General features: G+C 34.3%; 28 protein-coding genes. 7 read left to right on the forward strand and 21 right to left on the reverse strand.

The features are described 5' to 3' along the window. Positions 1 to 24 precede the first annotated feature (24 nt). The 18 genes from AABL85_RS09090 to AABL85_RS09175 all read right to left on the reverse strand — a co-directional run bounded on the left by AABL85_RS09090 (position 25) and on the right by AABL85_RS09175 (position 15,875). Positions 25 to 540, reverse strand: a complete 516-nt coding sequence (locus AABL85_RS09090; RefSeq protein ID WP_286415612.1) for a ferritin — start codon at positions 538 to 540, stop codon at positions 25 to 27. Between the two features lie 12 nt (positions 541 to 552). Continuing rightward, positions 553 to 1,434, reverse strand: coding sequence for a 4-hydroxy-tetrahydrodipicolinate synthase (dapA, locus tag AABL85_RS09095; RefSeq protein ID WP_286415613.1), 882 nt, complete (start codon positions 1,432 to 1,434; stop codon positions 553 to 555). Positions 1,435 to 1,448: 14 nt separating this feature from the next. Beyond that, the gene (locus AABL85_RS09100) at positions 1,449 to 1,958 is read right to left on the reverse strand and encodes a DUF6913 domain-containing protein (RefSeq protein WP_286437106.1); all 510 of its coding nucleotides are present in this window, start codon (positions 1,956 to 1,958) and stop codon (positions 1,449 to 1,451) included. Between the two features lie 65 nt (positions 1,959 to 2,023). Further along, positions 2,024 to 4,021 carry an NAD-dependent DNA ligase LigA gene (gene ligA / locus AABL85_RS09105; protein WP_341309872.1) on the reverse strand — a complete coding sequence of 666 codons (1,998 nt, stop codon included), beginning with the start codon at positions 4,019 to 4,021 and terminating at the stop codon, positions 2,024 to 2,026. Between the two features lie 12 nt (positions 4,022 to 4,033). Further along, positions 4,034 to 4,507 (reverse strand): DUF6495 family protein, encoded by a 474-nt coding sequence (locus AABL85_RS09110; RefSeq protein WP_341309873.1) that lies wholly within the window; start codon positions 4,505 to 4,507, stop codon positions 4,034 to 4,036. Positions 4,508 to 4,568: 61 nt separating this feature from the next. Next, positions 4,569 to 5,201 carry a hypothetical protein gene (locus AABL85_RS09115; protein WP_286437110.1) on the reverse strand — a complete coding sequence of 211 codons (633 nt, stop codon included), beginning with the start codon at positions 5,199 to 5,201 and terminating at the stop codon, positions 4,569 to 4,571. A gap of 213 nt (positions 5,202 to 5,414) precedes the next feature. Continuing rightward, positions 5,415 to 5,858: a 50S ribosomal protein L9 gene (gene rplI / locus AABL85_RS09120; RefSeq protein WP_286415618.1), complete on the reverse strand. Its 444-nt coding sequence runs from the start codon at positions 5,856 to 5,858 to the stop codon at positions 5,415 to 5,417. Between the two features lie 66 nt (positions 5,859 to 5,924). Then, complete coding sequence (rpsR, locus tag AABL85_RS09125; RefSeq protein ID WP_006260233.1) at positions 5,925 to 6,221, reverse strand: 30S ribosomal protein S18; 297 nt, start codon at positions 6,219 to 6,221, stop codon at positions 5,925 to 5,927. Between the two features lie 5 nt (positions 6,222 to 6,226). Next, complete coding sequence (gene rpsF, locus AABL85_RS09130) at positions 6,227 to 6,568, reverse strand: 30S ribosomal protein S6 (RefSeq protein ID WP_006260234.1); 342 nt, start codon at positions 6,566 to 6,568, stop codon at positions 6,227 to 6,229. Positions 6,569 to 6,675: 107 nt separating this feature from the next. Beyond that, a complete protein-coding gene (locus AABL85_RS09135; protein ID WP_286415619.1) occupies positions 6,676 to 7,212 on the reverse strand; it encodes a DMP19 family protein in 537 nt (178 codons plus the stop codon). A 52-nt stretch (positions 7,213 to 7,264) separates the two neighbouring features. After that, the gene (gene priA / locus AABL85_RS09140; protein WP_341309874.1) at positions 7,265 to 9,715 is read right to left on the reverse strand and encodes a replication restart helicase PriA; all 2,451 of its coding nucleotides are present in this window, start codon (positions 9,713 to 9,715) and stop codon (positions 7,265 to 7,267) included. A 603-nt stretch (positions 9,716 to 10,318) separates the two neighbouring features. Next, a complete protein-coding gene (locus tag AABL85_RS09145; RefSeq protein WP_006267052.1) occupies positions 10,319 to 10,747 on the reverse strand; it encodes a DUF2147 domain-containing protein in 429 nt (142 codons plus the stop codon). A 39-nt stretch (positions 10,748 to 10,786) separates the two neighbouring features. Then, entirely contained in the window at positions 10,787 to 11,686 is a 900-nt protein-coding gene (locus AABL85_RS09150; RefSeq protein WP_286415621.1) for a YihY/virulence factor BrkB family protein, read from the reverse strand. Between the two features lie 24 nt (positions 11,687 to 11,710). After that, positions 11,711 to 11,950, reverse strand: a complete 240-nt coding sequence (locus AABL85_RS09155; protein WP_341309875.1) for a hypothetical protein — start codon at positions 11,948 to 11,950, stop codon at positions 11,711 to 11,713. 3 nt (positions 11,951 to 11,953) lie between these two features. After that, entirely contained in the window at positions 11,954 to 12,955 is a 1,002-nt protein-coding gene (locus AABL85_RS09160; protein WP_006260241.1) for an SPFH domain-containing protein, read from the reverse strand. A gap of 2 nt (positions 12,956 to 12,957) precedes the next feature. Continuing rightward, a complete protein-coding gene (locus AABL85_RS09165; protein WP_341309876.1) occupies positions 12,958 to 14,337 on the reverse strand; it encodes a hypothetical protein in 1,380 nt (459 codons plus the stop codon). A gap of 12 nt (positions 14,338 to 14,349) precedes the next feature. Further along, positions 14,350 to 15,210, reverse strand: a complete 861-nt coding sequence (gene nadC / locus AABL85_RS09170; RefSeq protein WP_341309877.1) for a carboxylating nicotinate-nucleotide diphosphorylase — start codon at positions 15,208 to 15,210, stop codon at positions 14,350 to 14,352. A gap of 89 nt (positions 15,211 to 15,299) precedes the next feature. Further along, complete coding sequence (locus AABL85_RS09175; protein ID WP_341309878.1) at positions 15,300 to 15,875, reverse strand: DJ-1/PfpI family protein; 576 nt, start codon at positions 15,873 to 15,875, stop codon at positions 15,300 to 15,302. 148 nt (positions 15,876 to 16,023) lie between these two features. Here AABL85_RS09175 and AABL85_RS09180 point away from each other — a divergent pair, with 148 nt between their 5' ends. From AABL85_RS09180 to AABL85_RS09195, 4 genes are all read left to right on the forward strand, one after another. Next, positions 16,024 to 16,527, forward strand: coding sequence for a hypothetical protein (locus AABL85_RS09180; RefSeq protein WP_286415627.1), 504 nt, complete (start codon positions 16,024 to 16,026; stop codon positions 16,525 to 16,527). A 118-nt stretch (positions 16,528 to 16,645) separates the two neighbouring features. Then, positions 16,646 to 17,158, forward strand: a complete 513-nt coding sequence (azu, locus tag AABL85_RS09185; RefSeq protein ID WP_286415628.1) for an azurin — start codon at positions 16,646 to 16,648, stop codon at positions 17,156 to 17,158. A gap of 267 nt (positions 17,159 to 17,425) precedes the next feature. Continuing rightward, positions 17,426 to 18,097, forward strand: coding sequence for a YceI family protein (locus tag AABL85_RS09190; protein ID WP_286437118.1), 672 nt, complete (start codon positions 17,426 to 17,428; stop codon positions 18,095 to 18,097). A gap of 123 nt (positions 18,098 to 18,220) precedes the next feature. Next, positions 18,221 to 19,204, forward strand: coding sequence for a YpdA family putative bacillithiol disulfide reductase (locus AABL85_RS09195; protein ID WP_341309879.1), 984 nt, complete (start codon positions 18,221 to 18,223; stop codon positions 19,202 to 19,204). Here AABL85_RS09195 and AABL85_RS09200 read toward each other — a convergent pair. Next, positions 19,201 to 19,617 carry a Fur family transcriptional regulator gene (locus AABL85_RS09200; RefSeq protein WP_286415630.1) on the reverse strand — a complete coding sequence of 139 codons (417 nt, stop codon included), beginning with the start codon at positions 19,615 to 19,617 and terminating at the stop codon, positions 19,201 to 19,203. The two genes, AABL85_RS09195 and AABL85_RS09200, sit on opposite strands and share 4 nt — an antisense overlap. 205 nt (positions 19,618 to 19,822) lie before the next feature. On the opposite strand from AABL85_RS09200, the gene AABL85_RS09205 reads away from it, so the two are divergent. The 3 genes from AABL85_RS09205 (at position 19,823) to AABL85_RS09215 (ending at position 23,059) form a co-directional block, all read left to right on the forward strand. Further along, positions 19,823 to 21,028 (forward strand): aromatic amino acid transport family protein, encoded by a 1,206-nt coding sequence (locus tag AABL85_RS09205; protein ID WP_341309880.1) that lies wholly within the window; start codon positions 19,823 to 19,825, stop codon positions 21,026 to 21,028. A gap of 49 nt (positions 21,029 to 21,077) precedes the next feature. Next, the gene (locus AABL85_RS09210; protein ID WP_341309881.1) at positions 21,078 to 22,277 is read left to right on the forward strand and encodes an aromatic amino acid transport family protein; all 1,200 of its coding nucleotides are present in this window, start codon (positions 21,078 to 21,080) and stop codon (positions 22,275 to 22,277) included. Between the two features lie 125 nt (positions 22,278 to 22,402). Continuing rightward, on the forward strand, positions 22,403 to 23,059 hold the full coding sequence (locus AABL85_RS09215) for an NAD(P)-dependent oxidoreductase (RefSeq protein ID WP_341309882.1): 657 nt from the start codon (positions 22,403 to 22,405) through the stop codon (positions 23,057 to 23,059). A 113-nt stretch (positions 23,060 to 23,172) separates the two neighbouring features. Here the strand turns inward: AABL85_RS09215 and AABL85_RS09220 are convergent, their stop codons facing one another. Together AABL85_RS09220 and AABL85_RS09225 are read right to left on the reverse strand one after the other, a co-directional pair. After that, positions 23,173 to 23,889 (reverse strand): tRNA threonylcarbamoyladenosine dehydratase, encoded by a 717-nt coding sequence (locus AABL85_RS09220; RefSeq protein ID WP_286415634.1) that lies wholly within the window; start codon positions 23,887 to 23,889, stop codon positions 23,173 to 23,175. 34 nt (positions 23,890 to 23,923) lie between these two features. Beyond that, a complete protein-coding gene (locus tag AABL85_RS09225; protein WP_341309883.1) occupies positions 23,924 to 24,559 on the reverse strand; it encodes a TatD family hydrolase in 636 nt (211 codons plus the stop codon). Positions 24,560 to 24,600 lie beyond the last annotated feature (41 nt).

Raw genomic sequence — 24,600 nt, forward strand, 5'->3', positions numbered from 1 at the left:
TATAAATCATTATTCCTTAAACGATTAAACTGTCGGGTTATTATTCGCTTGTTGGTTAAAATTTTTAATATCATTATCAAATAAGTATAAACCTCCTTTATCATCACCAATAAGGTTTATCTTATCAAGAATTGTACGGGCAGTAGCTTCTTCTTCTATTTGTTCTGACACATACCATTGTAAGAAATTATGAGTTGCATAATCTCTCTCTTCTAAAGCAATATGTACTAACTCATTAATACTTTTTGACACAAAAACCTCATGTTCAAATAGTTGTTTAAACAACGCTTTAAATGATGTGTGATCTAACTCTGGTTTTGTGACTGCAGGAATAACAGCTTGTCCTCCTCTTTGGTTCACATATTTAACCAACTTAAGCATATGTTGACGCTCTTCATCTGACTGTGCAAACATAAAAGTAGCAATCCCTTCAAATCCTTGAATCTCTGCCCAAGAAGCCATCTCCAAATAAATTTGAGATGAGTCTCCTTCTATTTTTATCTGTTCATTAAGTGCTTTTTCTAATTTTTCTGATAACATAACTTTCTTTTTTTAATTAAGTATTTTATTTTCTTTTTCTATTCTTGAAGCTAAGTCTGTATCTACATTAACTAATGGCAAGCGAAGCGTATTTTGCATCACTCCCTCTAATTTTAAAATCTCCTTAATTCCTGCAGGATTCCCTTGTTCAAAGATCATATCGATAATTGGCATTAATTCATATTGCAATTTAAATGCCTCCTTGATTTCTCCTTTTAACCCTAGACGAATCATCTCTGTAAATTTCTTAGGAACACCTTGACCTATCACCGAAATAACTCCTGCTCCACCAGCTAATACTAAAGGTAGTGCTATTGCATCATCCCCTGATATTACTAAAAAGTCTTTACGAGTACTTTGACGAATTAACTCCATCCCTTGTACCATACTTCCTGCTGCCTCTTTTATACCAATGATATTCTTAAACTCATTTGCTAAGCGAACTACAGTGCCTACTGCCATATTACTTCCTGTTCTACCAGGCACATTGTATAAAATAATAGGCAATGGACTTTTCTCTGCAATCATTTTGAAGTGCTGATAAATTCCCTCTTGTGTTGGTTTATTATAATATGGTGACACTGATAATATAGCATCAAATCCCTCTAAATTCTCCTGTGTTAATTCTTCTAATACAGCATGCGTATTATTTCCTCCCACTCCTAATACTAATGGCAATCTTTTCTTATTAGCCTTTATTACGGTACGTTTGACTAACTGTTTTTCTTCCTTGCTAAGAGTTGCTGACTCTCCTGTAGTTCCTAAGACTACAAGGTATTCTACCCCTCCTGCTATTGTATATTCTACCAAATTCTGTAATGCTTCTACATCTACAGAAAAATCGCTGTTAAATGGCGTTACTAATGCCACTCCCGTACCAATAAGTGATTGCATAGTTCTTCTAATTATTAATTTTTAAAAACGTTAATATATTTAAACAAATTGTCTACAAAATTATCTACATCTAATCGCTCTAAAGCTAAACTAAAATGATTCAATTGTGTATTTTCTGAGGAAACCCCCACTTTAAAAATAGCATTTGACTTTGACGTCACCCACAATAAGGGCAAAGTTTGATTCGTATAATAGCTAATCAATAAATCACATTTCTTTTCAATAAATTCAAGTACTTCTTTGTTCTCTGTACTCCCTGTTAATGTGAATTCATTCATCCCAAACAGGTGTTCTTCATTATTCTTCTTGCTATCTTTTGCATAAACCAAGAAATGTATTTTTGCACTTGGTATCCCTCTTTTTTCTAAGTTTCTAATCAAATCTGGAATAACCTTAGCTTCTGCTTTATCTACGACAATACCAATTTCTCTAAAATCATATTTAAAATCTACTGGTACTGCTTTTAGTGTTGACTTTTCTACTACTTTTTGAAGTGATCTTTTCTTTAAAGTATTAAACCACATATAAGTTACTGTTTTTGTAAAGATAAACAAATAGCTAATTAGGTAATACTACATTTAACATCGAATTATTGAATTAACTCGATAAACTCCGCTTCTGTTAATATTTTAATACCTAATTTATTTGCTTTTTCTAACTTAGATGGCCCCATATTATCTCCCGCCACAACATAATTAGTCTTAGACGTAATAGAGCTCCCCACCTTTCCTCCATGATCCTCGATAGCTTGTTTAATCTCGTCACGAGACATCTGTGCAAACACGCCCGACACTACTAGTGTCTGTCCTAATAGTGCATCTGATACCACGGTAGACTCTTTTTCTTCTAACACAAATTGTAGACCATACTCTTTTAGTCTAGCAATTATTTCTTTATTAATATCACTACTAAAGAAGTCTATTACACTTTGTGCTATTCTTTCACCAATTTCATCTACTGTTATCAACTCCATTAACGGAGCTTCTGCCAGAGCATCTATTGTCTTATAATGATTAGCTAATTTTTTAGCCACAGTCTCTCCTACATAACGAATCCCTAATGCGTATAATACACGCTCAAAAGGAACTTGCTTAGAAGCCTCTATCCCTTTTATTAGATTATCCGCAGACTTCTCTCCCATACGTTCTAGACCTAGAACATCCTCTTTCTTCAACTCGTATAAGTCAGCGTAGTTTTCTACTAGTTCATTCTTATATAACAGTACCACCGTTTCCTCTCCTAAGCCATCTATATCCATTGCTTTACGAGAGATGAAGTGTTGTATTCTACCTGCTATTTGAGGTGGACATCCATACACATTTGAACAATAGTGCTGTGCCTCCCCTTCATTTCTCTTTAACTTAGTACCACATTCTGGACACTCCTTAATATATACTGTACGTTCAGAATCAGCTGGTCTAGCCTCTAAATTCACTCCAACTATTTTAGGAATAATCTCACCTCCTTTTTCCACATATACAGAGTCATTTACACGAATATCTAACTTCGCTATCTGATCTGCATTGTGCAAAGAAGCACGCTTCACTATTGTACCTGCTAACTGCACAGGCTCTAAATTTGCCACAGGAGTTATAGCCCCTGTTCTACCTACTTGATAAGATATAGAGTTTAATACTGTCTCTACTTGTTCTGCTTTAAACTTATATGCTATAGCCCATCTCGGTGCTTTAGAAGTATATCCTAATTCATCTTGATAATGTAATGAATTGACCTTAACCACCACGCCATCTGTCTCATAAGGAAGTTCATGTCTATGAATATCCCAATAATTTATAAACTCTAATACTTCTTCTATATTCTTAGCTAGCTTAGAGATAGTAGGAACTTTAAATCCCCATGCTCTAGCTTTGTCTAAACTTTCATATTGTGTTGTCACCCCTAGGTCACTTCCTACTATATTATATAATAGACAATCCAAAGGACGCTTTGCCACCTCAGCACTATCTTGTAATTTCAAACTACCAGAAGCAGTATTTCTTGGATTAGAATAAGGTGTCTCTCCAATTTCAATCAAATCTTGATTCATCTTTTCAAACCCAGCTAAAGGCAACACTATCTCTCCACGAATATCAAAACTCTTTGGATAATCTCCGTTTAGTCGAATAGGAACTGATCTAATTGTTCTAATATTATTTGTCACATCATCCCCTTGCACTCCATCACCACGTGTCACCGCTCTTACTAGTACTCCATCTTCATACGTAATCGTAATAGAAGCTCCATCGTACTTTAATTCACAAGTAAACTCTACTGGTACATCTCCTAATACTTTCTGTACACGCTGCTCCCAGTCTAATAAATCTTCCTTAGAATAAGAGTTGTCTAAAGAATACATTCTATAGCGGTGTACTATCGTATCAAAGTTCTTAGTCACCGTACCTCCTACTCTTTGAGTTGGAGAGTTAATATCAAAATACTCTGGGTGAGCTAATTCTAACTTTTCTAATTCTTTTAACTTCTGGTCAAAATCGAAATCTGAAATCGTTGGATTATCCAACACATAATAATTATAATTATGTTCATTTAATTCTTTGCGAAGTAAATCTAATTGTGCTTTAATATCCATTTTTTAAAACGATTACAGTTTCAACATTTCTTTAAATTGACTATATAAATGACCATCACTCAGAATAGCTCCTTGTTGGATTAAACTGAAGATCTCTTCATTCCTATTTTCTCCAAAACTCTTGCCTCCATGTCTCACCTCTACATCTTCTGTAAATACTGCATCTGACAACCACTGCAATCCTTCTTTACTTAAAAGATCTATATCAGATTGTTTACTCTTAATTACGATAGTCTTGATTTCCTTATCGTCGAAACCAAACAAAAATATATGGCTCTTAGAATAATGTTCTAAGTATTTAGCATTCGTTAATACCCCTTCCCAAATCAAATCTGAGAAAACATCTAACTCTTGTTCTGCTACTTCTGGCTTTTCTTCTTTTATCTTATCCCATTCATTCTTATCTATCTGCTGTGCAGACAAGAAATTAATAAACTCTGGGTGTAATTCTTCAAACTGCTCTTTCGTAAGCCTACTGTATTTCATAATATAAATTGCATTTGAAACAAAGATAATACCTTCATTTCAATTCGTATAATGTGATAAATTAATTCTGTACTATCTCTGCTAATGACTTCTTCATAGACACTGCATACTTTAATGGCACGTAATCAGCCTCCACAATATCCATTTCATAAAATGACAACGTTCTTACATCAAAAATGAATGTACCCACTGTCACTATTCTATCTTCATAATTCTCATAAATAGTGAATTGATAGTAATTTCCTCTTTTGTCAGAACCATCATTCTTTGCGTTTGGAGATACATCTACTCTCACCACTACTCCCTTACCTCCATTAGCGATTACAGCCTTATTAAAGTCTTCACTTAAATAATCTTTAGCCGCAGTAGTCTTTAATGCAGCTAATACTGTCTCTAGTCCATCTTTACTAACAGATATCTTATTCGACTCATCCATTAGCGCAACGGCTTTCTTATTGTCGATCTTGAAGATCTTTTCAGTACTCTTTAGAATAGCAGGCTCTTGCTCGTATAAGTTCTGCCATGGCGTAGTTATATCCTCTTCTTCTGTCACCTTCTGTTCACCAGCACTCTCATCCACGACAACTGTTTCTATCACCTCTCCTTCTTTACCAGAAGTATCTTTATCATCCTTACAAGCAAATAAAGACACCCCGATAACAACTATACCTAAAACTCTTACTAATCTATTCATAACTATTCTTTCTTTTTAAACACTACTAAATCGACTACTTACTCCCTATAAATGAAGTATTAAGCTGTTTTTTACAGCTTAGTTTTATACACTTCCAAGATACAAAAAAACACTAGTAATCAACCAACCTCTCACACATAATTTAGCTAAATTATATAGCAAAAAAAAAGGCCTCCCAAATGGAAGGCCTTTTCTATATATAATCTTTTAAGACTATTCTTGCTCAGCGATTACTTCGTAATCAACTTCAACGATTACATCACGGTGTAAACGAACGTTAGCAGTATATTTACCTAAACGTTTGATAACTCCAGAAGTGATGAATTTTTTATCAACTGTTTGACCGTTTTTAGCGAAAACTTCAGCGATATCTGCATTAGTTACAGATCCGAATAATTTCTCACCACCAGCTTTAACAGCAATCTTGATTTCTAAAGCTTTTAAAGCTTCTGCAACAACTTGTGCATCAGCGATTAATTTAGCTTCTTTGTGCGCTCTTTGTCTTAAGTTCTCAGCTAATACTTTTTTAGCAGATGGAGTAGCCAATACAGCCATTCCTTGAGGGATTAAATAGTTACGTCCGTATCCTGGTTTTACAGTTACTACGTCATCTTTAAATCCTAACTTTTGAACGTCTTGTTTTAAGATAATTTCCATTGTTGATGTCCTTTTTATAAGAAGTTAGGTTTCACGAATGAAAACCAACAACTTTATGATTTGTTATTATTTTAATAAGTCAGCTACGTATGGCATTAAAGCTAAGTGACGTGCTCTTTTGATCGCTACAGATACTTTTCTTTGGTATTTTAAAGAAGTTCCTGTTAAACGACGTGGTAAAATTTTACCTTGCTCGTTAACGAATTTTAATAAGAAATCAGCATCTTTATAGTCGATGTATTTGATTCCTGATTTTTTGAAACGACAATACTTTTTAGTTTTGTTTGTTTCAATATTTAAAGGCGTTAAATATCTGATATCTCCGTCTTTTTTTCCTTTTGCAGATTGCTCTATACTTGACATAACAATTAAGCTTTTTTAGATTTTAATTTCTCTCTTCTTCTCTCAGCCCAAGATACAGCGTGTTTGTCTAAAGCTACAGTTAAGAAACGCATAACTCTTTCGTCACGTCTGAATTCAGTCTCTAAGTTGATGATGATATCAGCAGGTGCTGTGAATTGGAATAAGTGATAAAAACCACTTTTCTTGTGTTGGATTTCATAAGCTAATTTTTTTAAGCCCCAGTCCTCTTTAGCTACCATCTCAGCTCCTCTAGAAGTAAGAAATTCTTCGAATTTCACTACTGTTTCCTTTATCTGAGTTTCAGATAAAACGGGATTCAAGATGAAAACAGTTTCATAATGATTCATAAATACTAAATTTTATTTGTTACAAAATTGGGTGCAAAAATACAACTTTATACATACTATCCAAAACTAATTCGATCTTTAATAAAGTTTTTTTCACTCCCTCTTATTTATCTTTCTATTTTCTTGTCTAATAATGCCTCTGCTCTCTGATACATTCCTTCTATAGACAACACCTCTAAATCAGGGTGATTTCTCAACCACTTCGCATTTAACTCTACGATATCTTCTTCTAGATTATAGAAGTCATCATTCTTCAACAGATCTCTTGTAGGATTCGTACCGAAGTAGTCAGACTCACAGAATGCCTCTAATACAGTTTCATCAATATTATTTAAAACTTCTAGTTGCTTCTTTAAAAGAGCTAAATTTTGTGTAGCTCCTATTTTCTCTAACCCATCAGCTATAATAGCAAAAAACTCATAATCAGCCTGAGTATTCCAAACAATCTGAGAGAAGTTTCCATTCTTATATTGAGCCAAATAATAATCTAGATAATAACTTAGGATTGCATCAGGATGAATTGTCTCTTCCATTAACCCTCCTTCTTCTCTTACCAAGTTAATAAACGTGATATTTGAATAAACGATATCATAAGCCTCTTGACTATTAAATGAATCTTGTGATACTACAATTTTTAACTCCATACTATGTTTCTTATTTATAACATTTTTTTTATTTTATCCAACAGAGAGATGATTAGTAAAAGTCTACATTAGCAACTACCTTTACAGAGCGATATTGTCCTATCGCTTCAAAACTCTTCAATATTTTTCGAACATTCTCTTTTGTCTTTATCAGAGGTACATTCTGAGGAATTTTAATTAAAATCACTCGTATATATTGATTGCGTATCCTATTAATCGCAGGCTCTTCTGGCCCTAAAACAGGTACACCTAGCTGCTCCTTCAGGTTGTTATACAACCAAAATGAAGCCTCTTTTAACTTCTCGAACTCTTTATGTCTTAGTGTCAGCTTAACTAATCTATAGAAAGGAGGATACTTAAAGTTATATCGCTCATACATCTGCTCTTTATACATTCCCATATAATCATAATGAGTCACTTGCTGTATGATATTGTGATACGGATTAAACGTCTGAATGATCACTTTACCCTTTTTATCCTTTCTCCCTGCCCTACCCGCTACCTGCGTCATCATCTGATATGCTCGCTCATGCGCTCTAAAGTCAGGGTGATACAGACTGTTGTCCGCATTCATTATTCCGACCAAATTCACATTGTCAAAATCAAATCCCTTCGCCAACATCTGCGTTCCTACTAGAATATCTATTTGTCTCGCTTGAAAGGACTCTACTAATTTCTCAAAGCCATACTTCCCTCTAGTTGTATCTTGATCCATACGCGCAATACGCTTATTCGGAAACAACTCTTTTAATTCCTCCTCTACTTGTTCTGTACCAAACCCTTTTGTATTCAGATCCACACTGTGGCATCTAAAACACTGTTTTGGCATCGGTAGTGTAAAACCACAATAGTGACACCTCAACTCATTTTTATACTTGTGATAGGTCAAACTCACATCACAGTGAGGGCATTCTGGTACAGCGCCACAAGTCATACACTCTACGACAGGAGAAAAACCTCTTCGGTTCTGAAACAGAATAACCTGCTCCTCTAACGACAACGCCATATTTATCTCATCAATCAACTGATCTGAGAAATGCCCTGTCATCTGTTTTCGTTTATATTTATCTTTTACATCTACCAAAACAATCTCTGGCAAGACTACATTTGTATAGCGCTTCTTTAACTCCACTAGACCATACTTGCCCTGTGTAGCGTTGTAATACGTTTCTAAGCTCGGTGTCGCAGATCCTAAGACTACTTTAGCATTGTGTTGTTTTGCCAATACGATAGCAGCATCCCTTCCGTGATATCGAGGAGCTGGATCGTGCTGTTTATAGTTTCCTTCTTGTTCTTCATCTACTACTATCAACTGTAAATCCTGAAAAGGCAAGAAGACAGATAACCTTGTACCGATAACCACTTTTGCTTTTTCAGACTTATTCAATACCTGATCCCAGACTTCTAATCGTTCATTGTGAGAATACTTTGAGTTATACACCGCTACTTCATTTCCAAAATAACTAGTCAACCTCATCACTAATTGTGTTGTAAGCCCTATCTCTGGTAACAGAAATAATACCTGACCTTCATTTGCCAAATATTTCTCTATAAGTTTGATATATACTTCTGTTTTACCAGAAGCAGTTACACCGTGTAGTAAGACTACATCCTTCGTTTCTAATGACTGCCCGATCTCCCAAAGAGCCTTACTCTGCTCATCACTTAACTCGATAATATCTTGTACTGCATCACCAAAAATTATGCGATCTTGGTTTAAGTAATAATCTTCAAATATCCCTTTATCAATAAGCGCTTTGACTACTCCAGATGTAGATCCTGATTCTTCTACTAACTGTTTGACTGTAATCGGCTTTTTGTGTACAGCCTGCAATTGAAAATATTTTAAGATCATCTCTCTTTGCTTTTCAGCACGAGAGACTACTTCCATCAAATCTGCCAAACCATTCTCAGCCAAGTATTGCTCCGCTAGTTTGACATACCTAATCTGTTTCGGCTTATACTTCTCTACCATCTCTTCTTGTAAGAATATCATCTTCTTTTCTAGAAGAGAGTTAATCACAGGGAAGACTTTCTTTCGATTCAGTACTGCTATAATCTCTTCTACTTTAAGAATAGATTGTACTTGAAGTGCCTCATATATTAAATATTCTGCATCATCTAGTTCTTCTGCTTTAATAGTACTATCTGGATTATACTGTATAAGTGTCTCACTTTCTAAAAGTAGCTGTGATGGCATGGCACTTTTATACACATCCCCTATCGTACACATATAGTAGTCCGCTATCCACTTCCATAAGCTGATCTGTTTCTCAGTAACAACAGGAGTCAGATCTATAATTTCATTGATCTCTTTTGCCTCATAATACTGAGGTACTCTATTGTGTTTTTCGATTACCACAGCCGTATATACTTTAGAACGACCAAAAGGAACAGCTACGCGCATCCCCACTTGGATAAACTCGTATTCTGCCTCACTTACAGCATAAGTAAACGTAGGATCTAAAGCTAATGGAACAATAACCTCAACAAAGTAATTCATACTAATAGTACTATTTTTTAGAAATCAATAGTTACAAAGATAATCGCTTTATTTTTATCTTATCCTATCAGTACTATATTCGCTCTTATTTATCGCAAGGTTATATATAATCACAAATTTCTAATCTGTAAGGTACAACATCTAAATACCTCATAAAAAACAGCATAACTTTTTTATAGTCTAAAAACAACACAAAACACTAATAATCAATAATATAAATAAAAAACAAGCATTTCTATCCTAATTGCCCAACAGTTCCTAACAGCAGTGTATATAAGCGATGACCTGATTTCCTTCAATACTTCTTCAACAATACCCCAAGATTGCTCTACTAGAAGGCTTGTTTGTTGAAGCAATGTTGAAGAAGTGTTGTAGGAGTGTTGAAGAAATAGAGTTTATGAATAACAATATCCTTACTCCTGATTAGACAGCTATAATAACACGTTTCACTCCCTCGCCTCTCCCTGATTATATACCATACAAGACTTCTATCCAAAAGAAAAGGTCATTAGCGAGTGTTAATGACCTTTATATCTTTTAAAAATATTTTAAATAATCTGTCTCAGTATGACAAAATAGCTTTTAGAAATACTTCACTTATCTTTAATCTGCTTTTTTCCATGTCTGGGTTCTACCTATCAATGATAGTCCGATATATCCTCTTACATCCAGCTTATCCTTTCCATTTAGTTTTACAGTACATTTATACTGTTTACCACTCTCTGGGTCAGTGATTTTACCACCTGTATATTCACTTCCTTTTTTCTGTAGGTCTTTAATAATAACAAGCCCTTCGATAGGTTTTCCCTTCTCATCTCCTTCACAGTTATCACATTTTGGATTAGGCTTAGAAGGATTTAAAAGTTTCTTTACCTGTCCGTAATATTTACCGTCTTTCTCGTAAATTTCAACAATAGACTTCTCTTTTCCTGTACTATCATCTATCGTTTTCCACTTACCTACTATACTTTGTGCATGTGCTGATAAAGACACAGCTAATACCAACACAATTGTCGTTAAAAAATTTCTCATAGTTCAGCGTTTAATTTTAAGGTTATAACCCAAATATAGCTATTTTTTTGACTTTAATTTACTTATAGCTAAATTTAATTCAAAACCTAACAATAGAATCATACAGTTAATCCACAAGTAGAACATTACTACTAATAACGTCCCAATAGAGCCATACAACTCATTGTATCGGGCAAATCTCAATACATATACTCCAAAGAGGTAAGAGGTAAGAATGTAGAGAATGGTCGTAAATACAGACCCTATAGAGATGAACGACACCTGCTTCGTTTGTTTCGCTCCAAACTTGTATAATATAGAGGTAGTCATCAGTACTACTAACAATAAGAATATACTTCTAGACCACTGTATCAGCATAGAATCTAGGTTAAACTTATACATCACAACCTCTAGTGTCACAAAGAATGCAACAGAGAAAATGACTAGTACAGCTAGACATACAGATAAGACTAATGCGACAAGATACTGTCTAATCAGATTGCGAGAGACAATAATGTGATACGAAGACTCGAATCCACCTATGATCGCAAAGACCCCATTCGTCATTAAGAATATAGATAACAAGAATCCGGATGATAGTAAAGAGCGATAACTGTTATTCATAATATCGCTTAGAATAGATTCTATCGCACCAAAGGTATTCGGAGGAACAGAACTCTCGATAAAGTGCATAAAGTCTACCTGAAAATTATCTATCGGGATATAGGGAATCAAGTTCAGTATAAAAAGTGCAAACGGAAATAAAGCCATAAAGAAACTGAAGGCAATAGACCCTGCCCTATAAGAGAATGCTCCCTTTATAATCCCTAAGACATACAATTCTATTAAATCATAAAGTGAATACCCCTCTAACACCTTAAAACGAATACATTTTAAAGTCCGGACTATCGTGCGTATGACAGGTATTCTGTCTAATCTTTCTTCTATTTCCTGCGACATTTAATCTCTTTTCTTTTTATCAAGCTATTTTTTAGGATGTGCTATATTTCCCTTAGTTGTATCATAACCTTTATGGTCACGCTTAAAGAAAAAGCTCACTGCCATAATCAAAAATAAGGCTACTACTATTACTATTCCAATGGTCTTATAGGTATTGACTAAATGTTCTGAATCAAACATCTCAATTCCCCAAAAACCTAAAATAACATATAATGCTGTTATTAGTACTAAGATACAAACTATAAAACCGATAATATACTTCATACACTATAGTTTTGATAATATTTCTTTCTTTTTTTGATCATAATCTTCTTGTGTAATGATTCCTTCTTGTAATAATAAATTTAATTTCTTTAAAACTTGAAGTCCATCATCTCCAGACTGCTCCAGCACTTGATTAGAGGCTATACCTAGCTGCTTCCCTAACTCTAGCCCTGCTCCCATCTGTACTCCTGCCCCTGCTAGCCCACCTTCATTACGAGCAGCATCTCTCAGAGCCTTTAGCTTCTCTAACTCTGCATACGTCATGCCTGCTGCCTCTGCTGCTTTTACATCAGAAGTTATATTAGACACAGTGGCAATACGCTGTTGGGTCTTAGTATCGAATACTGTTCCTAGTACTTTAAAATCGGTCAATGCAAGCCCTAAAGCAGCAAACTCTTCATTTAGTTTATTCTTGATTTCGGTAGAGATTACTTCTAGCTGTGCATCTATCTCAGTATAGCCAAATGAGGCTCCTGATAGATAAGTAGTGATAGCCTGAGGAATGCGTTGAATAAGGATATCTTTTAAGTCCATCGCTGTATACACGTTCGCATTGCTAATAACCTCTCTATAAAGAAAGTTAATATCCTGTATCTTAAACGAGAATGTCCCATTCACTCCTAATTCTATCGGAATATCATAATGCTTATCTACATACTTAATCGCGCTAGGTGTACCCCAAGACTGATTAATAATCTGAGATTGTCTAAAGAAGAACACTTTTAACTTATGCTCACTTTCAAAATTCTGACGAATATTAATCAATGTCGTAATAAAAGGATGATTAGCTGTACTCAGACTAAAAGTTCCTTCTTCTAGGAGTATATCCTGTACTTTTCCATCGTATACTAATACGCATCCTTGGCTAGGAGCTACGATTAACTTAGATGCATTCTTGATCTCATCTGTCGGCGACGGAAATTGATACCAAACGACATCTTGTGGTTGATCCTTCCATTCTATAACAGAAGCTAACTGTTTTTTAAAAATATTGAATAATCCCATAGTTATATCTCTTTTCCTACTGTCTTTAGTTCATAAAGGTCTGAAGTCATTATAATCTCTCCATCCTTATTTATTAAAACAATATTAGTACTGTCTAACCTTACTAATATATAATCTCCTTCTACGTCAATACTGCGGATATCTTTCCAGTCCGTTTTTTTAGTCCATAACACACTCCCATCTACCCCGCTTATCTTCTGTAGTGTTATGGTCTCGTTTTCCAATACAGACATTTTCACAGCGATGATAACAGACTCTGCATCTCCGATTAGCACACGCGCTCCCTCTACATAAGTATGATTAGGAGTGAGGTCTTTAATAGAAACTATTTTCGCCTTAGATTTAGTATACGGCATCACTAAAACTTTCTTATAAGGAGACTTTTCTGTGAATATACCTGATCTACCGTAATCTTTACGCCAGCTAAAATTTACATTGTATTTTGGAAAACCTTTTTGAGTCCAATGTTCATATTGTATCAGTTGTATTTCTTCTTCTGGAAAATCAAAACCAATTCGTGTAAATTTATAGGATGTAGTCTTAACTGGATCCGTTAATTTCTTATCGTATATAGCAGAGATTTTATCTATAGGTAGTACAACATCTATATCTGGAAATAAGGCATATTGTTTTCCTTTATTATTCGTAACTGTCAGACACTGATCAAAAGTTCTAGACTCTATCGCTGCCACACCACCTGCAAACTCAGGGTACTTAACAAAGAAAGATTCTGTCACATTCTCAAATACTTTCTGAGAAGGATTATACAAAAACAAATAGTAGCTATTCACGATAAGGAATAGCTCGTCATTAGCTCCTCTATAATACTCTAATCTACTGCTATGTGTACCTGCTCCTTTTATAGATAAATCAACTTCTAGAAGTGTACGACTAATTTCCTCTCCTGTAGTCGCATCTAGTAAGATCGTGTACACCTCATTTTCCTTGCCCTTCTCTGCAAAGATATCATTAAACCACCCTGTAAACACGATAGTATTCTTCCCTTTGGGGTTGATCATTAAGGCAACATCTGAATAACTAGCATTGACATATCTCACATCTCGCTTAGGAGGTGGGGTAGTACTAGACTCTACTGTAGTAACAGGAGGTGGTGTAGAATCTGCAAATACAAACCTACTGATCTGATAACCGAAATAGATAAAGATAACAACAGAGAAGCCTATAATGGCTTTTTTAGCGATTTGCACTCCTTGTTCATTACTCAGTTTACCAGTATTATAATTGTGATTAATAGTAATATCATCATTATCTAGAAAGAACTGTGTATTACAGCTTCTACAGATATAGTGGTCTTTCTTAGTCTCATCAACCTGATTACTCCCACACTGAGGACATACTATTTTCTTGATTGTTTTTGCCATGTTTCTCTTTTACTACAATACTGCTTTAAGGCTTAAGTCCATATTGTACACTGAGTGTGTTAATGCTCCTGAAGAAACATAGTTAACGCCACATAATGCATACTCTCTAACTGTGCTCTCATCGATATTACCTGATGACTCTGTTTGGCATTGGTCACCTATCAGTGCTACAGCCTCACGCGTCATCTCATAGTCAAAATTATCCAATAAGATACGGTAAACATTATCACAAGCTAAAATTTGCTTCACCTCATCGATACTTCTAGCTTCTACGATTATCTTTAGGTCTTTATTATTGTCTCTTAGATATTGGTTTGTCTTTTCAATCGCTTCTTTGATACCACCTGCGAAGTCAATATGATTATCCTTCAACATAATCATATCATAAAGAGCAAAACGGTGGTTCTCTCCCCCAGCTATCTTTACTGCCCACTTCTCTATCGCACGTATACCCGGTGTAGTCTTACGCGTATCTAGTATCTTAGTTCCCGTTCCTTCTAATAAGTTTACGAATACGCGGGTCTTGGTAGCTATAGCACTCATGCGTTGCATCGCATTAAGCATTAATCGCTCAGCCTTTAAAATAGACTGAGAAGCCCCTGAGATATATAATACTATATCTCCTACTTCTACTTTAGCACCATCCTGAATGCACACTTCTACTTCTAGAGTAGAGTCTACATACTTCAATACTCTTTGGGCAAACTCTACTCCTGCTATATACCCTGCTTCCTTTACTAATAGTTTTGCCTTACCTGTAGCTGTAGGTGGAATACAAGCTAATGAGCTATGGTCTCCATCTCCTACATCTTCACGTATAGCGTTCTTAATAATTATATCTAATTCTGCTTGAAATTGTGCTTCTGAAATCATATTTAAAAAAAATTTGCGATGCTAAAATAAGAAATGTTTTAGCAAATCTTATTATAGAACATCGCAAACTATGAGTTATAATGACAAGCTTACCCTATCACTACACCTAACATTTTATAGAATTCTCTAAGGATATCAGGGTGCCCAGGCCATGCAGGAGAAGTAACTAAATTACCGTCTACGACAGCTTTATCTACTCCTACTTCTTTATAATGACCACCTGCTAAAGTGATATCTGGGCCTACTGCTGGATAGGCAGTTAGTGTTCTCCCATTTAATACACCTGCAGGAGTTAATACTTGAATACCGTGACAGATAGCAGCTACTGGTAAATTCTTTTCAAAGAAGTATTTCACGAAATCAATCACCTTGCTATTCAAACGGATATACTCTGAAGAACGCCCACCACAGATATACAGTCCATCATAATCTGCTACATTCACTTCATCAAATGATTTATTAATCACAAAATTATGACCTCTTAATTCTGCATAAGTTTGATATCCTACAAAGTCGTGTATAGCAGTAGCAATCACTTCATTCTTCTTCTTTCCAGGACATACCACATCTACTTGTACTCCCACTGATAATAGTGCTTGATAAGGAACCATTACTTCATAATCTTCTACGAAGTCCCCTGCTAACATTAAAACTGATTTTGCCATATTGTTTATATTTAAGTTAATACCCTTCTAAGGTACACAATTATGAGTAGCACTAAAACAATAACTTAAAAAATAACCATATAATAACATCCGCTACGAATACTTTTTAGTAACTTTAAAAATCTAATTAATCTTATTTATTTTGACTATGAGAACAAAAATCGCATTAGTAGCCGCTGCATTCTTTACACTAATCAGCTGTAACCAAAAAGTAGCCCCAACACAAGATGTAAAAGTCTTAGATCTTTATACAATAGAAGTACCTGGTACATTCGCACCTATGCAAGAATTATATCCTGATGCTGATATCCAATATGGAAATACGTTTAAACAAATGTATTTAATCACTACACATCAAGACAAAAATAAGACGGCGAACTTCGAGGAATACGTTACACAATCTTTAGCTAGTTATAACAAAAGAGAAAACTATGAGATAATAGTACAAGAGGATGTCCGAATAAATGGAATACCTGGAAAGAAATATGAACTACTGATGTCTCAAGATAAAGATATGATGTATATGATCCAAGTAATATTAGATGGCAAAAAAGCTAATTATCAATACATTACATGGACTACAGGACAAAATAAAGAAGCGCAAAAAGACAATTTCTTAAATACTTTGGCATCTTTTAAAGAACAGCAATAGTTTTAACAAATTTTAAACATTAAAAAAACTTCAATAATATTATTTATCGTACCTTTATAGTACTCAAAATGAGCACTTTTAATCGCTCAATAAATAAATAATATTATATAAAATAATTATGAAAAAATTAAACTTAGCTTTAGCTGTTTTAGCAACAAGTACAATGTTATTCTCATGTGGTGAGAAAAAAGCAGATACAACAACTACTCCAACAGAAACTCCTGCTGAGACACCAGCTGCTCCAGAAGAAGTAACAGGGATACAAATTTCTCTTAACGCTGGAGATGATATGAAGTTTGACCAAAATGAAATTAAAGTTCCTGTAGGAGAACAAGTAACTTTAACTTTCAAACATACTGGAAAAATGGACAAAGCTGTTATGGGACATAACTGGGTACTATTAAAACAAGGTACTGATATGGCTGCTTTCGCAGAAGCTTCTTCTCAAGCTGCTGATACAGATTATATCTCAGCTAAAGATGCTGATAAAGTACTAGTTCATACTAAAACTTTAGGTGGAGGTCAATCAGAAACAATTACTTTTACTATCACTGAAGCTGGTACATACGATTTCTTATGTACATTCCCAGCTCACTTCGCTTTAATGCAAGGTAAATTAATTGCTGAATAGTAATATATTTTAATGCAAATCTTTAAATGGGGTGTTTAGTAATAAACACCCCATTTTTTTATTACTCTATTTTAAAGAAGTAGCTCATCTTGTAATCTATCCACTTAAAAGAAGATATTGTCATTTAATTTCATCAAAAAGTACAAAAAAATGTTAATTATTATACTTTTAAAGCTTTTTAGCTCAAAATCAGTAGTCATTTTTTTCTGACTGATTGCTTATTCTTATTTAAGCATGTATATTTGTATTAACAAATTAGCATATAAAATGAAAAAAATTGTATTATCGTTAGCTGTAATCGCTACATTAACTCTAGCATCTTGTGGAAACAAAAATGCGGATAAAGCAACAACTACAACAGAACAAGAAGTAACTGCACCTGCTGCTGATGCAGTGAGCTACAAAGTAGCTACTGCTGATTCAAAAATTGATTGGGTTGGTGGAAAAGTATCTGGTGACAACCACACAGGAACAATAGCTTTATCAGAAGGAGAAGTTTTTGTAAAAGATGGAAAAGTTACTAATGGAAAGTTTGTAATTGACATGAACTCTATCGTGGTTACTGATATTACTGACGCAGAAATGAAAGCTGGTTTAGAGGGACACTTAAAAGGAAGTTCTGAAGAAAAAGCAGATCATTTCTTCAATGTATCAAAATTCCCAACAGCAACATTCGAATTAACTTCTATTGCTGAAGCAGATGGAAAACAAGTAGTTACAGGTAACTTAACTTTAAAAGAAGTAACTAATGCTATTTCATTCCCTGCAGTTGTAACTGTAAGTGATGCTGATGTAACTATTGCTTCTGAAGAGTTTGAAATCGACAGAACTAAATGGGGAGTTAACTTTAACTCTGGTTCAGTTATCAAAGATTTAGCAGGAGACAAAATCATCAATGATGGTATCAAAATTAAAATTACTACTAAAGCTACTAAATAGTCTTTAATTAGCATAAAAATTAGGAGTTACTCTTTAATGAGTAGCTCCTTTTTTTTTGGAGCATTACTAAAGGAATAAGAATAAAGCCGTAACTTTGGTTTTTGCGAATAGAAAATAGATACAATGAAGCATTTTGACATTATAATTATAGGAGGTGGTCCTATAGGTATAGCCTGTGGACTAGAAGCTAAGAAGAATGGACTTTCTTATCTAATCATAGAGAAAGGATGTCTAGTTAATTCTTTATATCACTATCCTGTCAATATGCAGTTCTTCTCTTCGTCAGAACTATTAGAGCTAGACAAGATCCCTTTTATTAGTAAAGAGAATAAACCTCGTAGAAGTGAGGCTTTAGAATACTACCGCAGAGTAGTAACAACGAATGAACTAACGATAAACTTATTCGAAACTGTCTTAGAGACGACTAAAAACTCTGAAGGATTATTCGATGTCAAAACTTCTAAAGATAATTATACAGCTAAAGACATTATCGTAGCGACTGGATTTTATGATATTCCTAATCCATTGAATGTACCAGGTGAAGACTTATCTAAAGTTTCTCATTACTACACAGATCCACATTATTATGCCGGTATGGATGTAGTGGTGGTCGGTGCAAGTAACTCTTCAGTAGATGCAGCCTTAGAATGCTATCGCAAAGGAGCAAATGTCACTATGGTTGTAAGAGATAAAGAAATTAGCTCTCATGTGAAATACTGGGTAAAACCTGATATTGAAAATAGAATTAAAGAAGGAAGTATCACTGCTCTGTTCAACAGCAATATTAAAGAAATAACTGATAATACGGTTATAATCAACACAAATAACAAAGAAATAATAATAAAAAACGACTTTGTCCTTGCACTTATAGGATATCGTCCTAACTTTGCTTTTTTAAAACAATTAGGAGTTACAATATCTAATGATGCTAATCAGACTCCTACTTACAATACAGAAACTATGGAAACAAATGTGACGAACTTATATTTAGCAGGTGTAGTATGCGGTGGTTTAAACACGCACACTTGGTTTATTGAGAACTCTAGAATTCACGCTGTTACCATTCTTACACATATCATCTCTAAGTATCGATATTGTCGATTTTAGGGCTTGCACTCCTTACACACCCCTTTAGCTACTACGTCTATATCATCTAGCTGAAAACCAGCCGGTACTTCTATCTTAGGTATAGATACTTGTGTTAAACAGATTGTCTTTTTACAATTATTACACACAAAATGTAGATGAGTATCGTGATGATTCTTTTCATCACACCCCTGAGCACATAATGCATACTGTGTAATATTATTAGTCGTAATACTATGAAGCAAACCTTTGCTCTCAAATGTCTTTACGGTTCTATATAACGTTACACGATCAGATTGTTCAAAGCTTGCCTCTATATCAGCAAGTGATACTGCACCTTTTTGTTGCTTCAAAAATTTTAGAACCAATAAGCGCATTGCAGTAGGATTAATCTTTTTAGCTTTTAATTCTTGCTCTAAATTTAGGGTACTCATACTCTCTTATTTTGTGTATAAACAAAGATAAACAATGTTTGGTTATCAAGTCGTTTTTACGTAATCAGATTCTATTTAACAACTTTTTAGCTTAAAAAAAATCAAAATATTTTAATACAAATAAACATATTTGAGTGTTGTAGTAAATAATAAAAACATATATTTATTTTTTTTACAACAATCAAACTAAAAACATAAACTCAAAGTGAATAGTAAACTTATAGGTAGTTCCCTTATTATAGCGGGTACAGCAATCGGAGGTGGAATGTTAGCCATGCCGATTATTTCGTCTGGAGTAGGATTTACAGGCATTACGATAGTAATGATCTTGATATGGTTAACGATGTGTTATACCGCTATTCTATTAGTAGAAACATATAAAGACAATAACCCTGAAGATGGGTTGAGTACGATGACTTATAAATACTTAGGTAAAGCAGGCTCTATCATTACAGGGATAAGTATGCTAACACTGATGTATGCCTTAGTTAGTGCTTATATAGCAGGAGGAAGTGATATTCTAAGACTAAACTTAAGTAACTGGTTAGAGACTGATATCAGTCCACAGGTTACTGCTTTTATCTTTACAATATTATTTGGTGGTATAGTTGGTCTAGGTGCTCGAATAGTAGATATTGCTACAAGGTGGATATTTATTATCAAACTAATCTTTCTCTTGATTGTTATTATTGTAATGGTTGGTTATGTCAGAATAGATAACCTTATACAGCTGCCTATAGAGAGTAAGCTATTCTTCTCCTCTATTCCTGTTATTTTTACTTCATTTGGTTTTCATATTGTGGTACCGAGTATGGTAAAATATTTAGACGGTGATATTAAGCTACTTAAAAAAGCGTTTATCTATGGTAGTCTATTACCTCTAATCGTGTATATCATTTGGCAACTATCTATCTTGGGAAGTATAGACTCTAATACCTTCTTCACAATTATAAAAGAGACACAAGGCTTAGAAGCTGTCATCATAGCTGTAAATGGTATATCTGAATCTAAGTGGATGAATATTCCTCTAAACATTTTCTTTGCAGCAGCTATCCTTACTTCTTTCTTAGGAGTAGCATTAGCACTATTTGATTATGTAAAAGATTTAAGTAAAAAGAAGGCTTTTGGAAAAAATAAAGTAATTATTTACTTAATTACTTTTATACCTCCATTATTATTCGCACTTTACTATCCTAAAGGTTTTGTGATAGCACTAAGCTATGCAGCTATCTCTGTAGTGATAACCTCTTTGTTTATTCCTGTACTGATGTATATCAAAGTCAAGAAAGAAAGACAAGAGACTATATCTTTTTTACAAAAGATAGCTTTTAGCCTGATTTTTGCTTTTGGAACAAGCATCTTAGTAATACAAGTTTTAATGACAGCGGGAGTACTCCCTATTTTAGACTAATGAAACAAAAAATAAATTCGACGAATTAAATAAATTTAAATAAATAGAAATGCAAAAAATTATCGGAAGTATTCTTATTGTCGCAGGAACGACAATCGGAGCAGGAATGTTAGCAATGCCCATTATATCAGCAAGTGTAGGCTTTACCTTTATGGCCTTTATCTTGTTCTGCATTTGGTTTGCTATGTATTATACTGCTATACTTCTGGTGGATGTATATAAATACAACCCTCCTACAGATGGATTAAATACCTTAACAGTAAAATACCTAGGTAACTCAGGAGCTGTTGCTACAGCGCTAAGTATGCTGATACTGATGTATGCCTTAGTAAGTGCCTATATCACAGGAGGAGGTGAAATATTTAGAACTAACTTAGAGAATTGGCTACAAGTAAAAATATCATCTCATACTTCTGCTTTTCTATTTACAGCAATATTTGGTAGTATCATAGCATTTGGTACACGTGTTGTTGACTTCAGTAATAAGATAGTATTCACAACTAAGCTAATTTTCTTGTGTATTGTAATGGCATTATTATTACCTAAAGTAGAAATGATTCACTTACAACATTTACCTACTTCTAGTATTCCTGTATTAGCCACTATTCCTGTAATCTTTACTAGCTTTGGGTTCTATGTAGTCATTCCAACATTGGTAAAATACTTAGACGGAAATATCAAACAACTAAAGCTCGTATTTTTAATCGGAAGTATCACTCCTCTTATATTATACTTAGTATGGGAACTTACATTCTTAGGAAACTTAGATAGTAATACCTTTACTGCTATACTACAAGAGAACTCTAAAATGGAAGGCTTATTAAAAGCAGTAAAACAAGTACACAACTCAAAGATGATTGGTGTTTCTTTTACACTATTTGCTTCTGCAGCATTACTTACTTCTTTCTGGGGTGTAGCCATGGCTTTAAAGGATTATATCCAAGATTTAGGGAAAAACAAACCACTAATCAAGAATACAATGTCTGCAATGCTATTGACATTTATTCCTCCATTAGTATTTGCAGTATTTTATCCTGACGGATTCGTAATAGCACTAGGATACGCGTCTATCCCATTAGTAGTCCTTGCTTTAATCATGCCGATGCTAATGCTACAAAAAGCACAAAAGCAAGCAGGAGTTAAACAGCCCATTTTACAGAAACTAGCTTTTGTATTTTTATGGGGACTATCACTTTTGATATTTATACTACAAGGTCTTATGGTTGCTGAGGTTATACCTGCTTATTAAGCAAGAAACAGCCTTTATACAATATTAGCCGACTTAACCTAGATTAAGAAATTTCTAGATTAAGTCGGCTTTCTATTTTTAAACCATTACTCCTCTGTACCTTTGTCTTATAAAAATAACAATGTATGAAAAATATAGTTTTGATAGGAGCGTCTGGTTATGTAGGTAGTGCTATATTAAACGAATTGATACAACGTCAATACAACGTTACAGCAATCGCTAGAAATACCTCAACAATATCTAATAGCGCTTTAGTAAAAAAAGTAGCATTAGATATAACAGATCAAAAAGAACTCGTGAAGATAATAACAGGTGCAGATGTAGTCATCAGTGCTTTCAATGCAGGATGGTCAAATCCCAACCTATATGAAGACTTCACAACAGGAATACAGACTATACACAATGCTGTAAAAGAAGCTAAAGTAGAGCGTTTAATTGTCATCGGGGGAGCAGGTACATTGTATATCAAACCGGGATTACAATTAGTAGACTCAGCAGATTTTCCAGATTTTATTAAACCAGGTGCTACAGCTGTAAGAGACTATTTTGAACACACATTAAGTAAAGAAAATAGTTTTATATGGACATACTTTAGCCCTGCGATAGAAATGAATCCCCAAAATCCTGGAAAGCGAACAGGACACTTTAGACTAAGTAGCAATACTCCTGTCTATGATAGCGAATGTAGAAGCAGAATATCTGTAGAGGATGTAGCTGTCGCTATAGTGGATGAGGTAGAGAATGAACAGTTTAAAAACACACAGTTCACAATAGGTTACTAAATTTCATAATAAGTCCCCATAAGGGAAACAACAATTCAACAACAAAATACTAGCAATTCTTCCCTTACTAAAAAAGGCTGTAAATCTAATTGATTTACAGCCTTTTTACTTTATTATTTCGATAAGATATATCTTACTACATGTTCTGCTGAGTTCAAACCAAACAAGGCTGGCATCCAACTATTCGTCCCAAAGAATGACTTTTTAAAGTTACTACCATCTGTCATCTTTAAGCTACTCTCATCAGGTTTCTCTGTAGAGAATATTGCTTTTACCCCAGAAGATATCCCTTCTTTCTTTAAGCGCTTTCTAATTTGTTTTGCCAATGGACATACATCAGTTTTACTGATATCTTTAATAACGATCTTATTTGCCATCATCTTTCCTCCTGCTCCCATCGCACTGATTACCTTTACCTTCTTGCGCTTAGCTGCCAAAATAAGGTTAATCTTAGGTGTAATGCTATCTATACAATCTAATACATAATCGAAGTCCTCTGTCACAATCTCATGAGCACGCTCAGGAGAAATAAACTCTTCTATACGAATCAAGTTAAGCTCTGGATTGATATCCATCAGTCTATCTCCTACAACTTTCACTTTTGGCATACCTATAGTAGAATGTAAAGCTGGCAACTGTCTATTGATATTCGTAATATCCACAGTATCTCCATCTACGATAGTCATATTTCCTACTCCTGCTCTAGCTAAAAACTCTGCTGCAAATGATCCAACTCCTCCTAATCCAACGACTAATACTTTTGCATTTTTTAGTTTTTGCAATCCTTCTTCCTTAAAAAGTAATTCTGCTCTTTCTTGCCAAATTGCCATTTATTCTACTTATTATATCAATCTAAGACTGATGTTATCTATTAAAAACTGTTTTATAATTCTGTTCTATGATCGCTTCTATATTAGTATCTAATGCACTTGCTACAGTATATACATCCTCTATGGTTATCTCCTTAGCATCATCTGTTTCTAAAAACAACTGCTCTCTTGGTACTTTCAAAAAGGTATTCCTCAATGTCTCGTTATAAATAAGATGTTTACCAAAAGACAAATAGAACCCATTCTTCCACAAACTCTCTGCTACCTGTTCTTTTTTATTAAAACCATGTATTATAAGAGGAACCGTCATCCTCATCTCCTTCTTGATCTGTATAACTTCTTGATAAGCTGAAACGACGTGCAAAATTACTGCTTTTTTATACTTTTCTGCAAGTAGTAATTGCCTCTTAAATACTTCTATCTGTAGATTTAACGAAATATTGATCTTCTTATCTAATCCACACTCTCCTATCGCTAAACAATTTGGCTGTTGTAACTGCTCTTCTAACAAGGCAAACTCTTCCTCTAGACGTTCTTCATGGATATACCATGGATGTATCCCAACAGTATAAGTAGGAAGAGTATTATCCACTGTTAGAGGATACTGATTGATGATTTCTACTATCCCCTGCTGCCCTGTAATATGATGAGTGTGTACATTTATTTTCATACATACGAAGATAAAAAAAAGCCTCTAATTAGTGAACTAAC

Source organism: Myroides odoratimimus, from assembly GCF_038039805.1.
GTDB lineage: Bacteria > Bacteroidota > Bacteroidia > Flavobacteriales > Flavobacteriaceae > Flavobacterium > Flavobacterium odoratimimum_B.

Coding starts and splice junctions, on each gene's coding strand:
- AABL85_RS09220 (WP_286415634.1), bottom strand. CDS start 23,889: ATGGCAATTTGGCAAGAAAGAGCAGAATTACTTTTTAAGGAAGAAGGA.
- dapA (WP_286415613.1), bottom strand. CDS start 1,434: ATGCAATCACTTATTGGTACGGGAGTGGCATTAGTAACGCCATTTAAC.
- AABL85_RS09110 (WP_341309873.1), bottom strand. CDS start 4,507: ATGAAATACAGTAGGCTTACGAAAGAGCAGTTTGAAGAATTACACCCA.
- AABL85_RS09200 (WP_286415630.1), bottom strand. CDS start 19,617: ATGAGTACCCTAAATTTAGAGCAAGAATTAAAAGCTAAAAAGATTAAT.
- AABL85_RS09225 (WP_341309883.1), bottom strand. CDS start 24,559: ATGAAAATAAATGTACACACTCATCATATTACAGGGCAGCAGGGGATA.
- AABL85_RS09090 (WP_286415612.1), bottom strand. CDS start 540: ATGTTATCAGAAAAATTAGAAAAAGCACTTAATGAACAGATAAAAATA.
- AABL85_RS09190 (WP_286437118.1), top strand. CDS start 17,426: ATGAAAAAAATTGTATTATCGTTAGCTGTAATCGCTACATTAACTCTA.
- AABL85_RS09210 (WP_341309881.1), top strand. CDS start 21,078: ATGCAAAAAATTATCGGAAGTATTCTTATTGTCGCAGGAACGACAATC.
- AABL85_RS09145 (WP_006267052.1), bottom strand. CDS start 10,747: ATGAGAAATTTTTTAACGACAATTGTGTTGGTATTAGCTGTGTCTTTA.
- AABL85_RS09155 (WP_341309875.1), bottom strand. CDS start 11,950: ATGAAGTATATTATCGGTTTTATAGTTTGTATCTTAGTACTAATAACA.
- AABL85_RS09135 (WP_286415619.1), bottom strand. CDS start 7,212: ATGGAGTTAAAAATTGTAGTATCACAAGATTCATTTAATAGTCAAGAG.
- rplI (WP_286415618.1), bottom strand. CDS start 5,858: ATGGAAATTATCTTAAAACAAGACGTTCAAAAGTTAGGATTTAAAGAT.
- priA (WP_341309874.1), bottom strand. CDS start 9,715: ATGAATTACTTTGTTGAGGTTATTGTTCCATTAGCTTTAGATCCTACG.
- rpsF (WP_006260234.1), bottom strand. CDS start 6,568: ATGAATCATTATGAAACTGTTTTCATCTTGAATCCCGTTTTATCTGAA.
- ligA (WP_341309872.1), bottom strand. CDS start 4,021: ATGGATATTAAAGCACAATTAGATTTACTTCGCAAAGAATTAAATGAA.
- nadC (WP_341309877.1), bottom strand. CDS start 15,210: ATGATTTCAGAAGCACAATTTCAAGCAGAATTAGATATAATTATTAAG.
- rpsR (WP_006260233.1), bottom strand. CDS start 6,221: ATGTCAAGTATAGAGCAATCTGCAAAAGGAAAAAAAGACGGAGATATC.
- azu (WP_286415628.1), top strand. CDS start 16,646: ATGAAAAAATTAAACTTAGCTTTAGCTGTTTTAGCAACAAGTACAATG.
- AABL85_RS09150 (WP_286415621.1), bottom strand. CDS start 11,686: ATGTCGCAGGAAATAGAAGAAAGATTAGACAGAATACCTGTCATACGC.
- AABL85_RS09215 (WP_341309882.1), top strand. CDS start 22,403: ATGAAAAATATAGTTTTGATAGGAGCGTCTGGTTATGTAGGTAGTGCT.
- AABL85_RS09165 (WP_341309876.1), bottom strand. CDS start 14,337: ATGGCAAAAACAATCAAGAAAATAGTATGTCCTCAGTGTGGGAGTAAT.
- AABL85_RS09100 (WP_286437106.1), bottom strand. CDS start 1,958: ATGTGGTTTAATACTTTAAAGAAAAGATCACTTCAAAAAGTAGTAGAA.
- AABL85_RS09180 (WP_286415627.1), top strand. CDS start 16,024: ATGAGAACAAAAATCGCATTAGTAGCCGCTGCATTCTTTACACTAATC.
- AABL85_RS09175 (WP_341309878.1), bottom strand. CDS start 15,875: ATGGCAAAATCAGTTTTAATGTTAGCAGGGGACTTCGTAGAAGATTAT.
- AABL85_RS09115 (WP_286437110.1), bottom strand. CDS start 5,201: ATGAATAGATTAGTAAGAGTTTTAGGTATAGTTGTTATCGGGGTGTCT.
- AABL85_RS09160 (WP_006260241.1), bottom strand. CDS start 12,955: ATGGGATTATTCAATATTTTTAAAAAACAGTTAGCTTCTGTTATAGAA.
- AABL85_RS09195 (WP_341309879.1), top strand. CDS start 18,221: ATGAAGCATTTTGACATTATAATTATAGGAGGTGGTCCTATAGGTATA.